The following is a 13385-nucleotide window of genomic DNA, read 5'->3' as shown; positions in this document are numbered from 1 at the left end:
CTGGCCGGTTGACCCCTTGCGTTCTGATTGCTGTATGGCCCCATGCACGTGTTCCTGCCCATCGCCGAAGTCTCGGTCAACTTTCTGCTGCTCTTGGGCATCGGCGGCGCTGTGGGCGTACTGTCGGGCATGTTCGGGGTCGGCGGCGGCTTTTTGATCACGCCGCTGCTGTTTCTGATCGGCATCCCGCCGGGGGTTGCGGTTGCCACCTCTGCCAACCAGGTGGTGGCCTCTTCCGTGTCCGGCCTGATGGCGCATTTCCGTCGCCGCACCGTGGATCTGAAGATGGGCTATGTGCTGCTGGGCGGCGGGCTTCTGGGCGCCGCGCTGGGGATGGCGGTCTTCAACTGGCTCAAACAGCTTGGCCAGGTCGATCTGGCGGTGCAGCTTTGCTACGTGCTGTTCCTCGGCGTGATCGGCGCGCTGATGTTCATCGAAAGCGTCAACGCCATCCGCAGGGCACGCCAGGCCGGCGGCGCCCCCGCCTACAAGCGGCGCCAGCGGTCCTGGGTGCACGCCCTGCCCTACAAGATGCGCTTCAAGGCCTCCGGGCTTTATATCTCGGTGATCCCGCCCGTGCTGGTCGGCTTCGGCGTTGGCATCCTGTCGGCGATCATGGGCGTCGGCGGCGGATTCATCATGGTGCCAGCGATGATCTACATCCTCGGCATGCCCACCAAGGTGGTGATCGGCACCTCGCTGTTCCAGATCATCTTTGTCGCCGGGTTCACCACGGTGATGCATGCCACGACCAACCACACGGTTGACGTGGTGCTGGCACTGTTCCTGCTGGTCGGCGGCGTTGCGGGCGCCCAGCTGGGCACTCTGATCGGCGCCAGGCTCAAGGCCGAGCAGCTGCGCGTTCTGCTCGCGCTGCTGGTTCTGTCAGTCTCGGTCAAGATCGGGTTCGAGCTGCTGCTGGAACCCGCCGACCTGTTTTCCCTGACCGTGCTCAATCTGCCCTAAACCGCGGGCCGGCAGCTATAAGTCCAGTTTGCAACGGCAAATCAGTCCTGCACGCTGCAGAGCGGCATAGATCATTGATTTTTGATATGACTGCGGTTTAACAAAGAACATGCAGATCTACCTTCCCATAGCTGAGGTCTCAGTGAATGCCTTCCTTCTCCTGGGACTTGGGGGAATGGTGGGGGTTCTCTCGGGCATGTTCGGAGTTGGCGGCGGTTTCCTGATGACGCCGCTTCTGTTCTTCATCGGCATCCCGCCCGCAGTGGCGGTGGCCACCGAGGCAAACCAGATTGTCGCCTCTTCTTTCTCCGGCGTGCTGGCGCATTTCCGAAGGCGCACGGTCGACATCAAGATGGGGCTGGTGCTGCAGGCCGGCGGCCTGATGGGCGCGGCGCTGGGGGTTGTGGTGTTCAACTACCTCAAGGCGCTCGGCCAGGTCGATCTGCTGGTCAAGCTCTGCTACGTCGTATTCCTGGGCGTTGTCGGCGGGCTGATGTTCATCGAAAGCCTGAACGCGATCCGCAAGTCCAAGAAGGCAGGCGGCGCCGCGCCTGCGGCCCGGCGCCAGCGCGGCTGGGTGCATGCGCTGCCGTTCAAGATGCGGTTCCGCACCTCCGGCCTCTATATCTCGGTGATCCCGCCTATTCTGGTCGGCGTCTGCGTCGGCATCCTGGCCGCGATCATGGGTGTCGGCGGCGGTTTCATCATGGTGCCTGCGATGATCTACATTCTCGGCATGCCAACCAAGGTGGTTGTCGGCACCTCGCTGTTCCAGATTATCCTGGTCACCGGTTTCACCACCATGCTGCACGCCACCACCAACTATACCGTGGACATCGTTCTGGCGGTTCTGCTGCTGATCGGCGGCGTGGTGGGCGCCCAGATCGGCACCCGCATCGGGGTCTACCTCAAGGCCGAACAGCTGCGCATCCTGCTGGCGCTGATGGTCATTGCGGTCTGCGTGAAGCTGGGCCTCGACCTGCTGCTGCAACCCTCTGAGCTGTTCACGCTCGGCGAAGCAGGAGGCCACTGATCATGCGCAAGCTGCTTCTCTCTGCCCTCGCTGCCGCCGCCCTGGCGCTGCTGCCGCAATCCGCGGCCCGGGCCGCCAAGGAGGAGGTCGTGCTGGGCCTCAGCCAGGACCGGGTGGCGATCACCGCCACCTTCGACGGCTCCGAGATCCTGATCTTCGGTGCGGTGAAAAGGGAAACCCCGATCCCGCAGGACGACCCGCTGGAGGTGGTCGTGGCAGTCTCCGGCCCGGCCCCGTCCGTGATGGTGCGGCGCAAGGAAAAGAAGCTGGGCATCTGGGTCAACGTGGACAGCGTGCTGGTCGACTCGGCGCCGGCCTTCTACGCGGTCGCCACCAGCGCCCCGTTTGCCAAAGTTCTGAAAGATACCGAAGACCTGCGTTACCGGATTTCGATCAAACGCGCGATCCGCTCGGTCGGCGCGGCAATGCACATCCGCGGCGCCCAGGCCTTTGCCGATGCGGTGATGCGGATCCGCGAGAAGAACGGGCTCTATTCGCTGCGCGAAAACACCGTGGCGGTGGATGAGCAGACCCTGTTCCGCACCGCGATCAAGATGCCTGCCGACCTGACCGAGGGCGATTACCTGACTCGCATCTTCCTGACCCGCGGCGGCGAGGTGGTGTCGCAATATGAGACCACCATCGACGTGCGCAAGGTTGGGCTGGAACGGTTCCTGTTCTCCCTCTCGCGCGAGCAGCCGTTCCTCTATGGCCTGATGTCGCTGGCAATTGCCATTGCCGCCGGCTGGGGCGCATCTGCGGCCTTCAGCCTGCTCAGGAACCGGTAAGGAGGGGCTGCACCTCTTGGCCTGACGGCCAATTCACCGCGGAGTATTTTGCTGCAAAGAAGAAGCCCCCCAGTTCTCCTTTGTAAAAGTACTCCCGCCCCGCTGCCTGGCCGGCGGCTTTGCCGCCAAAAGCGGAGCCACGCTGCACGCCAGCGCAGCGCCGTGCCTAACGGGAGCGGCGCATCCGGGATGCGCCTGCGACGGGCGGGAGAGCCTAGCCGCGGCCGATGTAGGGCATCTTGGTGGCCATCACCGTCATGAACTGCACATTGGCCTCCAGCGGAAGATTGGCCATATGCAGCACCGACTTCGCTGCGTCCTCCACCGCAAATGTGTGCATCATCTCAGCGCCGGGGTTGGCTTCAGCGTGGCGCTGGCTCAGGTCCTCCACCATCGGGGTGCGGGTGTTGCCGATGTCGATCTGGCCGCAGGCGATGTCAAAGGGGCGCCCGTCCAGCGACAGGCTTTTGGTGAGGCCGGTAATCGCCGCCTTGGTCGCCGCGTAAGGCGCTGAATGGGGCCGCGGCACGTATGCGGCGATGGAGCCGTTGTTGATGATCCGCCCGCCCTGCGGCGCCTGGTGGCGCATCTGCCGGAAGGCGGCGCGGGCGGTCAGGTACATGCCGGTGAGGTTCACGTTCACCGAGGCGAACCAATCCTCCAGCGGGATCTCGTCGATGGTGCCCGGCGGTGTGAAGATGCCCGCATTGTTGAACAGAACATCCAGCCGGCCCGCCGCCATTACAAAGCTGTTCACCGCATGGTCCACCACCGCCGGGTCGGTCACATCGGCAGGCAGCACATGTGCGTTCGTGTGACCCTGCGCCACCTCTTCCAGCTTCTCCGCCCGGCGGGCCGCCAGCCCGACCTGCCAGCCCTCTTCCAGAAACAGTTCCGCCACGGCGCGGCCGATGCCGGAGCTGGCGCCAGTGATCAGGATTGTCTTGCTCATGCCGGGGTTTCCTCCTGTGCTTCCAGCGTCAGCGCCGCGGCCGGCACCGCCTTCAGGTCATCCACCTGCAGCGGGCCTGCGGGCTTGGCCAGGCGGTTCCTGACCACCCAGATCAGCCGCTCCTGGGCGCGCGTGATGGCCACATAGGCCAGCCGCTTCCACAGCGGCTGGCCAGCCTCCACCCGGCCCATGCGGGCGGCGGCATAGATATCGGGCGCAAAGACCTGGGTGGTATCCCATTGCGAGCCTTGAGCCTTGTGGATGGTCACTGCGGCACCGTGCAGAAACGTTGCCCCCATGCGGGCGGCGTAGGGGATGAACGGCTCTTCCTCATCCGGTTTCTCGATCTTGACGATGGAAGCGGCAGAGACCTGTGGGTCCTCCGCCCCCATCACATGCAGGCGCGAGAAGCCGGGCTTGCGGCCGGGGCCGAGAAAGATCACCTGGGCGCCCTTGATCAGCCCGCGGGCCTCCAGGTCCAGGCGTTTCTTGCGGTGCTTCATCGGCAGCTCAATGCCGTCGCAGATCAGCGGCTCGCCGGCGATCAGCTCATCCTCCGGCGCGCCGTAGACGGTGCGGAAGGCATTGATCAGCCGGATGCGGGTGTTGTTGCGCCAGACCAGCACCGGCGAGCGCGCCATCAGGTCGACCTCCACCCGCTGGCCCCAGACCACGCGGTCATCGCGGCGGGCGGTATCCTCCACCATGCGCTCGAAATCCTCGAACCCGAGCTGCGGGTCGGCCAGCGCATGGGCCAGGTCCAAAATCGGGTTCCCGGCCTCCTGCCGGTGGATGCGGTTCAGGATGAGGCGGCGCGGCTCCGGCAGCGCGTCGAACACCATCGACCCCGACTGGTTCACCGGCGCCAGCTGCGCCGGGTCGCCGAACAAAATGAGGTTCGGGAAAATTTCCTTCAGGTCCTCGAACTGGCGGTCGTCCAGCATCGAGGCCTCGTCGACGAAGCCGATGTCCAAGGGCTCCTCGCGCCGTTTCCAGCCGGTGATGAAATCGGAGCCGCGCAGCCCCGCGGCAGCCAGCGCGCCGGGGATCGACTTGTTCTTCTCATAGAAGGCGGCGGCGCGGGCCAGCGCCTCCTCAGTCAGCCCTTCGATCTCGGGCTGGTCGCCCTGCCCCGCCAGCCATTCGGCGATCTTCTCGAACTCCGGATCATAGACCGGAGTATAGAGAATGCGGTGAATGGTGGTGGCCGGCACTCCACGCAGGCGCAGCACGCTGGCGGCCTTGTTGGTCGGCGCCAGGATTGCCAGGGTGCGACGGTCGTCGCCTTTCTTGCGGCTTTCATAGTCGCCGGAGACAACCTCGACGCCTGAATTCTCAAGCGCCTTGTAAAGCTCGGCCAGCAGCAGCGTCTTGCCCGATCCGGCCTTGCCGATCACCGCCATCACCCCGGCGTCGCCGCGGGGCGGGTGCAGTAGCCCGTCATCAAGGTCCACCCCCGCCTTGCGCAGGAGCTCGGTCACGCTGTCATAAGCGGTGGCCTGGTCATCGGAAAACTGTACGGGCAAAGCTGTCATGGCGCGACCCTACAGCCGCGGGGCCGGGTCCGCCAGAGGAACCGGCCCCGGAATCCGTCGCCGTCAGGCGGTCAGCGCCAAGGGTTTCGCCGCACGCGCTCCGCCAAAGGAGCGGTCGAACCAGAGCTGTGAGAGTTCCGGTGCTATGCCCGCCTTGGCGGCCACGTTCCGGTAGACTTCCGGCGTGTATTCCCACAGCCCCAGGCAGATGCGGTCGCGTCCTTCGCCTTGGGTGCCGATGACCTCCGGGCTGAAGCCAAGGCTGCGGTAGATCCGCACCATCCGGCGGTCGAAAACGCCGGCGAAATGCGCAACCGAGAAATTGCGCATGATCTCAACTCCGCCCAGGGTCAGCGCCCCGGCCACATTGCCGCCGGCTTCCCGCGACAGGCAGAAGCGGGTGCATTCCCAGATCAGCGGGCTGCAGACCGGCACACCGCCCGCAAGATCCAGGAACACGTCATTGACCATCACCGGTCCTGTGGTCGGCAGAAACCGCATGGAGCCGCCGTGGCTGCCGTCGGGCATTTCCCAGATCACATACAGCGGGTCCAGCGCGTCATACTGATCGCGTTCCTCGCCGTTGCGGTCGACCTGCACCTCCCAGCCCAGCCGGTCCCTGAACTGGTCCGCCCGGTCCCGGAACATCGAATGCGCCAGAAATGCGTGGTTGTGAAGATCGCGGCCATAGATGTAGCGAAGCATGAATTTGTCCCCTTCTGGTTGAACAGTGGGGACAGGGTACGGTTACATCACACAATCTCAGAATGTATTTAAGATAGATTTCTCAACCTGGCGCTAAATTACAATTAAACCAAGCGACATGGCGCGGGCAATCGCGTGCGTGGTATTGATCGCCCCCAGCTTGAAGCGGGCGCTTTCGATGTAGACGCGCAGCGTGTGTTCGGAGATCGACAAAGTCTTGGCCACCTGCGCGCGGCTGTAGCCGATCGCCAGCAAGGTCAGAGCGTCTACCTCGCGCGGCGACAGCGGCTGGGCCTGCTCCGGGCTGCGGTCGGGCTCAAACTCCAGCGCCTTGCGGTTGAAGTAATGCGCCATCAGGATCATGTCGCGGCTGTAGCGCTCCGTCAGCTTTTCCCAAGCTTCGTCGTCGCAGCTATGGCTGACGGTGAACACCGCAAACTGCCCGTTCGGCCCGCGGATCGGGATCGAATACCCCTGGTTGCCCACCCCGTGCTCCAGCGCGTCTTTGAGGAACTCCCGGGCAGGCTTTGGCGACCAGTCCAGCCGCTTCCAGTCCACCGGGTGAAAACGCTGGTAGCAGCCGGCCACAACCGGATCGACCCGGACATACGATTTCTTCTGATAGCGCTCGACCCAGCCCTGCGGGTAGGTGCCGAAGTAATAATGATCCCCGGCGCTGTCGACCCAGTGATACATGGCGTGATCGACGCCGAACACGGCACAGACCTGCTCGATGATCAACTGGAGGCCATCCAGCGTCTCCGTCGCATCAAGCGACTCGAGGATACGGTCCAGTTCTGCCTTGTTCGCCATCAGCAATGCGCCATTCCCTTGGGGGCCTGCTCCCTTAAGCCGCTGGGTTCCGTCGGGAACCCGGCAAGAGGCAGACCGGTTAAGCGGACCTTTCTGCAGCGCCAGCTACCCGAAGGTCAATGGCAACGTACTGAAATCATTCCGCTCGAGCGGCAGAAACCGTGAGACACGCTGAAAACTCGAAAAAGCGCCACAATTACACAGGCACGCGCCGCAATAGCATCGCCTGTCCCCATAAACAGCGCGGAGGCGGCTGCTGACAGTCCGAATTGGATAAAATTGTAAATAAAATTCCCCGCGTTTCACATAAGCGAAGCGCGGGGAATACCATTCAGGTCCGGGTGCGGAGCCAGGTCAGCTGCCTGCTTCGAGCACATCCTGCAGGGTGCGCAAGCCGGTCTTCGGCGCCTGCACCAGCACCGACATGTTGCCCGGCAGGTGCTCGTTCCGCAGCATCTTCATGTGCGCCTCGGGCAGGTCGTTCCAGGTGAACACCTCGGACATGCAGGGGTCCAGACGGCGTTCGACCATCAGCTTGTTGGCAGCTGCGGCCTGCTTGAGGTGGGCAAAGTGGGAGCCCTGCAGACGCTTCTGGTGCATCCACATGTAACGCACGTCGAAGGTCAGGTTATAGCCGGTGGTGCCCGCGCAGATCACGACCATGCCGCCCTTCTTCACCACGAAGGTGGAGACCGGGAAAGTTGCCTCGCCGGGGTGCTCGAACACCATGTCGACGTTCACACCCTTGCCGGTGATGTCCCAGATCGCCTTGCCGAACTTGCGGGCTTCCTTGAACCACTCAGCATATTCCGGGGTGTTGACCGTGGGCAGTTGGCCCCAGCAGTTGAAGTCCTTACGGTTCAGAACACCCTTGGCGCCCAGCCCCATGACAAAGTCGCGCTTGCTCTCGTCCGAGATCACGCCGATGGCGTTGGCGCCGGCGGTGTTGATCAGCTGGATTGCATAGGACCCCAGGCCGCCCGAGGCGCCCCAGACCAGCACGTTCTGGCCCGGCTTCAGGTCGTGCGGCTCATGACCGAACAGCATCCGGTAGGCAGTGGCCAGGGTCAGCGTGTAACAGGCGCTTTCTTCCCAGGTCAGGTGCTTGGGGCGCGGCATCAGCTGCTGGGCCTGCACGTTGGTGAACTGGGCAAACGAGCCATCCGGGGTCTCATAACCCCAGATCCGCTGGCTGGGGGAGTACATCGGGTCGCCGCCGTTGCATTCCTCGTCGTCGCCGTCGTCCTGGTTGCAGTGGATCACGACCTCGTCGCCGACCTTCCAGCGGGTGACCTTGGAGCCCACCGCCCAGACGATGCCCGAGGCATCGGAACCGGCAATGTGATAAGGTGCCTTGTGGCCGTCAAACGGCGAGATCGGCTTGCCAAGGGAGGCCCAGACGCCGTTGTAGTTGACGCCGGCCGCCATCACCAGGACCAGCACCTCGTTGCTGTCCAGCTCCGGCACATCGACCACTTCCTGCTGCATCGCAGTGTTCGGCTCGCCGTGGCGCTCCTTGCGGATCGCCCATGCGTACATCTTCTTGGGCACATAACCCATCGGGGGGATTTCCCCAAGCTCATAGAGATCTTTCTCGGGCGCCTCGTACGACATGACGTCAGTCTGGGTATCCAATGCCATGATGGCCTCCTTTGTATCCTGTTCTTTTGCCGCGGTGCAGAATCGCAGCGGTTACCTGAGGGATAGGATTGGAAGAGTAATATTGCAACCTCTTTTGCGGCATTTGGGTAATTTTATGACCTTGCGGATGCAGCATCACCTTTAGCAGGTGCAGAAAAATCACGGCTTCCGCCGGACAATTCACTGCCGCCGGGAAGCAGGTGGCGGATCGAATTGGCATAAAACGCCAGCAGGTCGCGGCCCTCTTCTGCCGGCACGATGCGGCCATCGGCCTCAGTGACCAGACCGCGCCGCAGCAGCTGGCGCAGTCCGGCCTCGGCCGCATAGGACAGGTTTTCCCGCGGAATGTGGACGTGCGCCAGCGGCATCGCCGCGGCCAGATCCTCCAGCCGGTGCTCGATGGCGGCCCGGCTGAGCGGCCCGTGCCGCAGCAGGATGGCCGCGATCATCGGCACCGGCAGCACCGGCACAATGGCGCTGATCCGCTGCATCAGTTCCCGTGCCAGCGGTTTGGTGATGTCGCCCTGACGCCCGGCGCCGAACCCGGCCAGGCTCAGCGGGCGGCCGAAATTCACCCCGGCATAGCCGGAGCGGTGGTAGCGGCCGGTCATCCACAGCCACAGCTGCCGCAGCAGCCGCAGTGCCACCAGCCCGATCCGGGCGCGGAAGCGGCGGTCGCCCGCCTTGGCGGCAGAGGTCAGGATCTTGTCCTCCAGCACCCGGTCGTAGTTCAGCGCCACCGGCACAAAGACCACGTCGCGCCGGTCCGGATCGTAGCCCTCGACGATGTATTTCAGCAGCCCAAGCTTGGGCGCGGCCAGCGCGCCATCAAGGCTGAGGCCGCCCTCGGGAAACATCGCCTGGGTGGAGCCGCCGCGGGTGGCCAGGCGTACATAGGCCGCCAGCACCTTGCGGTAGAGATCATTGCGCGAGCGGCGGCGGATGAAATAGGCGCCCATCGCCCGGATCAGACGGCTGAGCGGCCAAACCCGCGCCCACTCCCCCACCGCATAAGACAGCGCCGAGCGCTCCGCCGCCAGGTAGGTGACCAGCACGTAATCCATGTTGGAGCGGTGGTTCATCACAAAGACCACGGTGGCACTGGGGTCGATGGCGCGCAGCGCTTCCTCGTCCTGATGGCCCAGCCGCACCCTATAGACCGCATTGGACAGGAACCGCGCCGCCCGGATTGCCAGGCTGAAATAGGCAAAAGCGGAAAACCCGGGCACGATTTCGCGTGCATAGCGGCGCACCTGCTCGAACGCCACGTTTTCCGGGATGCCTTCTGCCGCAGCGTGGTCCGCCGCGGCCTGCGTGACCTGCGGGTCGTGAATCAGCCGCTGGATCATGTCGTGGCGGCGCGCAAGCTTGAACGGCTCGATCGGCCGCTCCAACCGTTTGTTCAGCCGCGCCACTGCCCGTTCCAGCCGCCGCCGGAAAAACCAGCGCACCGAGGGGAACAGGAAATGCGACGCAAAGGTCACCGCGGCAAAACCGACGATAAGCACAAAGAGCCACAGCGGAAGTTCCACGGTTTGCGTCATAGTTGAACAGTTGCCCATGGCAACAGCCTTTACAAGCGCCAAGCCTGCAGGGTTTGCCGCCCCGGCAGCGGAATTGCCGCAACGCAGCGAATTGACATGGGTTGAAAATTGCAGTTTACATCTGTTTGACGAAATAAAATTACCGACACACTGACTCGCGAGGCCCGACATGCCGCAGATGCAAAAAGACCGCCCCTGGCTGATCCGCACCTATGCCGGCCATTCCACGGCATCGGCATCCAACGCGCTTTACCGCGCCAACTTGGCCAAGGGGCAGACCGGCCTCTCGGTCGCCTTCGACCTGCCGACCCAGACCGGCTATGACAGCGACCATGTGCTGGCCCGCGGCGAAGTGGGCAAGGTGGGCGTGCCCGTCTGCCACCTGGGCGACATGCGGACCCTGTTCGACCAGATCCCGCTGGAGCAGATGAACACCTCGATGACCATCAACGCCACCGCCCCCTGGCTGCTGGCCCTTTATATCGCGGTGGCAGAGGAACAGGGCGCGGATGTGTCCAAGCTGCAGGGCACGGTGCAGAACGACCTGATCAAGGAATACCTCTCGCGCGGCACCTATGTCTGCCCGCCCAAGCCCAGCCTCAAGATGATCGCGGATGTGGCGGAGTACTGCTACACCAACGTGCCCAAGTGGAACCCGATGAACGTCTGCTCCTACCACCTGCAGGAGGCCGGCGCGACGCCGGAGCAGGAGCTGGCCTTTGCCTTGGCGACCGCCCAGGCGGTGCTGGACGAGCTGAAGCCGCGCATCGCGCCGGAGGACTTCCCGGCGATGGTGGGCCGCATCTCCTTCTTCGTGAACGCGGGCATCCGGTTTGTCACCGAGATGTGCAAGATGCGCGCCTTTGTCGATCTGTGGGATGAAATCTGCGAGAAACGCTATGGCGTCGCCGACCCCAAGTTCCGCCGCTTCCGCTATGGCGTGCAGGTGAACTCGCTGGGCCTGACCGAACAGCAGCCGGAAAACAACGTCTACCGGATCCTGATCGAGATGCTGGCGGTGACGCTGTCGAAAAAGGCCCGCGCCCGCGCGGTGCAGCTGCCCGCCTGGAACGAGGCGCTTGGCCTGCCCCGCCCCTGGGACCAGCAGTGGTCGATGCGGATGCAGCAGATCCTGGCTTATGAGACCGACCTTCTGGAATACGGCGACCTGTTCGACGGCAACCCGGCGGTGGACGCCAAAGTGGAGGAGCTGAAGGAGGGCGCCCGCGCCGAACTGGCCAACCTGGAATCGATGGGCGGCGCGGTTGCCTCGATCGAATACATGAAGGGCCGCCTGGTCGATTCCAACGCCGAACGGCTGAACCGGATCGAGAAGAACGAGACCATCGTGGTCGGCGTCAACAAATGGACCGCGGGCGAGCCCTCGCCGCTGCAGACCGAGGACGGCGGCATCATGGTTGTCGACCCGGCGGTGGAGCAGGAACAGATCAGTCGGCTGAATGCCTGGCGCGGAGATCGTGACGATGACGCGGTGCAATCGGCACTGGCCGCCCTGCGCGCGGCCGCCCAAAGCGGCGCCAATATCATGGAACCCTCGATTGCCGCCGCCAAGGCCGGCGTCACCACCGGCGAATGGGCCGAGGAAATGCGCAAGGTCCACGGCACCTACCGCGGCCCGACAGGCGTTTCGGCCTCCGTCTCCAACAAGACCGAAGGGCTGGACGACCTGCGCGATGCGGTCAATGCCGTCAGCGACGTGCTGGGCCGCCGGATCAAGTTCGTGGTCGGCAAGCCTGGCTTGGACGGCCATTCCAACGGCGCCGAGCAGATTGCCTTCCGCGCCCGCGACTGCGGCATGGACATCACCTATGACGGCATCCGCATGACCCCTGCGGAACTGGTGGAAGCGGCGCAGAAGGACGACGCCCATGTGGTCGGCTTGTCGATCCTGTCGGGCAGCCACCTGCCGCTGGTGGAGGAGATGATGCAGCGCATGCGCGACGCCGGTCTGGACCATATTCCGGTAATTGTCGGCGGCATTATCCCGGATGAGGACGCGCAAAAGCTGAAATCAATGGGAGTCGCACGCGTCTATACGCCCAAGGATTTTGAGCTGAATTCAATTATGAGCGACATTGTCGACCTGGCAAAGCCACCTCAAATTGCAGCGAATTGACCCTTAACAGGCAAATTCCCGCAAATAGCCGAAAAAGATGCTGAAACGCGTCTGGAATTTGGGCCATAAGGAATGACATACCGGTTTTTCCGGTATGTCATTTTTATATGGAGTTCAAAATGACCGTCGATCTTTCAGCAATGAGCAGAAAAGAACTTCTTCAGCTGCAAACCGATGTTGCTGAGGCGCTGCGCGACGCAGAACTGCGCGAACGCCAGGAAGCATTGAAAGCGGCCGAGGAAGCGGCCGCAAAATTTGGTTTTTCACTGGATGAAATTGCCGGCGCGAACCGCCAGGGCGCCAAGAAAACCAAGGCTGCTCCGAAATACCGCAACCCGAGCAACCCCGAGGAAACCTGGACCGGCCGCGGCCGCAAACCGCATTGGGTGCATGCCGCCCTGACCGCGGGCATGGATATTTCCGACCTGGAAATCTGACACCGCAGCGGAGCAAGGCGATGACCATTCATATCGGCGCCGCGCAGGGCGACATTGCTGAAACCGTTCTGATGCCCGGCGACCCCTACCGCGCGAAATGGGCGGCCGAAACTTTTCTCCAGGATGCCCGGCTGGTCAATGAAGTGCGCGGAATGCTGGGCTATACCGGCACCTGGAACGGCCACCGCGTCACCATCCAGGGCAGCGGCATGGGCATGCCCTCGCTGTCGATCTACGCCAATGAGCTGATCCGGGACTACGGCGCAAAGACCCTGATCCGCATCGGCTCCTGCGGCGGCATGCAGGACAAGGTCAAGGTCCGCGATGTAATCCTGGCAATGACCGCGAGCACCCTGAACAGCCCCTCCAGCGGCATTTTCCGCGAGCTGAACTTTGCGCCCTGCGCCGATTGGGGCTTGCTGCAGGCATCTGCGCAGGCTGCCGCCAAACGCGGATCAACCACCCACATCGGCGGCATCTACTCATCGGACGTGTTCTATGACGAACGCCCCGACCTGAACGAGCAGATGGTCCGCCACGGCATCCTTGGCGTCGAGATGGAGGCAGCGGAATTGTACACGCTGGCCGCCCGCCACGGCTGCCGTGCGCTGGCGGTGCTGACCGTGTCCGACCATCTGGGCACCGGCGAGGCCTTGCCGTCCGATCAGCGCGAACGCAGCTTTGGCGATATGGTCGAAATTGCGCTGGAAGCCGCATTCAGCTGAAGCCGCGCAGAACAAATCAGAAAAGGGCGGCAGATTTTCTGCTGCCCTTTTCTTTCCACCGGCCGTTCATTCCAGCGATGCCGGCCGAACCTTAAAGTTCCCATTTTGA

At 63.4% G+C, this 13385-nt stretch carries 12 protein-coding genes; 6 read left to right on the top strand and 6 right to left on the bottom strand.

Going from position 1 to position 13385, the window contains the following annotated elements; genetic code table 11:
* The first annotated feature begins 42 nt into the window (after positions 1 to 42).
* From KUW17_RS12655 to KUW17_RS12645, 3 genes are all read left to right on the top strand, one after another.
* Positions 43 to 966, top strand: coding sequence for a sulfite exporter TauE/SafE family protein (locus tag KUW17_RS12655; protein WP_222479575.1), 924 nt, complete (start codon positions 43 to 45; stop codon positions 964 to 966).
* Positions 967 to 1075: 109 nt separating this feature from the next.
* Entirely contained in the window at positions 1076 to 1999 is a 924-nt protein-coding gene (locus KUW17_RS12650) for a sulfite exporter TauE/SafE family protein (protein ID WP_174146096.1), read from the top strand.
* A 2-nt stretch (positions 2000 to 2001) separates the two neighbouring features.
* Entirely contained in the window at positions 2002 to 2787 is a 786-nt protein-coding gene (locus KUW17_RS12645; RefSeq protein ID WP_222479573.1) for a TIGR02186 family protein, read from the top strand.
* A gap of 214 nt (positions 2788 to 3001) precedes the next feature.
* On the opposite strand, the gene KUW17_RS12640 is transcribed toward KUW17_RS12645, so the two are convergent.
* The 6 genes from KUW17_RS12640 to KUW17_RS12615 all read right to left on the bottom strand — a co-directional run bounded on the left by KUW17_RS12640 (position 3002) and on the right by KUW17_RS12615 (position 9977).
* Complete coding sequence (locus KUW17_RS12640) at positions 3002 to 3739, bottom strand: SDR family oxidoreductase (RefSeq protein WP_222479571.1); 738 nt, start codon at positions 3737 to 3739, stop codon at positions 3002 to 3004.
* Complete coding sequence (locus KUW17_RS12635) at positions 3736 to 5274, bottom strand: ATP-dependent RecD-like DNA helicase (RefSeq protein ID WP_222479569.1); 1539 nt, start codon at positions 5272 to 5274, stop codon at positions 3736 to 3738. Before KUW17_RS12635 ends, KUW17_RS12640 begins: the two co-directional genes overlap by 4 nt.
* 63 nt (positions 5275 to 5337) lie before the next feature.
* The gene (locus tag KUW17_RS12630) at positions 5338 to 5979 is read right to left on the bottom strand and encodes an acyl-homoserine-lactone synthase (protein WP_222479567.1); all 642 of its coding nucleotides are present in this window, start codon (positions 5977 to 5979) and stop codon (positions 5338 to 5340) included.
* Positions 5980 to 6072: 93 nt separating this feature from the next.
* Entirely contained in the window at positions 6073 to 6792 is a 720-nt protein-coding gene (locus KUW17_RS12625; protein ID WP_222479565.1) for a helix-turn-helix transcriptional regulator, read from the bottom strand.
* Positions 6793 to 7146: 354 nt separating this feature from the next.
* On the bottom strand, positions 7147 to 8433 hold the full coding sequence (gene ccrA / locus KUW17_RS12620; protein ID WP_222479564.1) for a crotonyl-CoA carboxylase/reductase: 1287 nt from the start codon (positions 8431 to 8433) through the stop codon (positions 7147 to 7149).
* A gap of 113 nt (positions 8434 to 8546) precedes the next feature.
* Positions 8547 to 9977 carry a 1-acyl-sn-glycerol-3-phosphate acyltransferase gene (locus KUW17_RS12615; RefSeq protein ID WP_222479563.1) on the bottom strand — a complete coding sequence of 477 codons (1431 nt, stop codon included), beginning with the start codon at positions 9975 to 9977 and terminating at the stop codon, positions 8547 to 8549.
* A 169-nt stretch (positions 9978 to 10146) separates the two neighbouring features.
* On the opposite strand from KUW17_RS12615, the gene KUW17_RS12610 reads away from it, so the two are divergent.
* The 3 genes from KUW17_RS12610 to deoD all read left to right on the top strand — a co-directional run bounded on the left by KUW17_RS12610 (position 10147) and on the right by deoD (position 13276).
* Positions 10147 to 12114, top strand: coding sequence for a protein meaA (locus tag KUW17_RS12610; RefSeq protein WP_222479561.1), 1968 nt, complete (start codon positions 10147 to 10149; stop codon positions 12112 to 12114).
* A 119-nt stretch (positions 12115 to 12233) separates the two neighbouring features.
* Entirely contained in the window at positions 12234 to 12551 is a 318-nt protein-coding gene (locus tag KUW17_RS12605; protein WP_222479558.1) for an H-NS family nucleoid-associated regulatory protein, read from the top strand.
* Positions 12552 to 12571: 20 nt separating this feature from the next.
* Entirely contained in the window at positions 12572 to 13276 is a 705-nt protein-coding gene (gene deoD, locus KUW17_RS12600) for a purine-nucleoside phosphorylase (RefSeq protein WP_222479556.1), read from the top strand.
* Positions 13277 to 13385 lie beyond the last annotated feature (109 nt).

The sequence above is a fragment of the Leisingera aquaemixtae genome, from assembly GCF_019801145.1.
In the GTDB taxonomy this organism is placed as follows: Bacteria; Pseudomonadota; Alphaproteobacteria; order Rhodobacterales; family Rhodobacteraceae; genus Leisingera; species Leisingera aquaemixtae_A.
The sequence above is the reverse complement of the archived record's forward strand: the minus strand, read 5'-3'. Positions and strand labels throughout refer to the sequence as shown.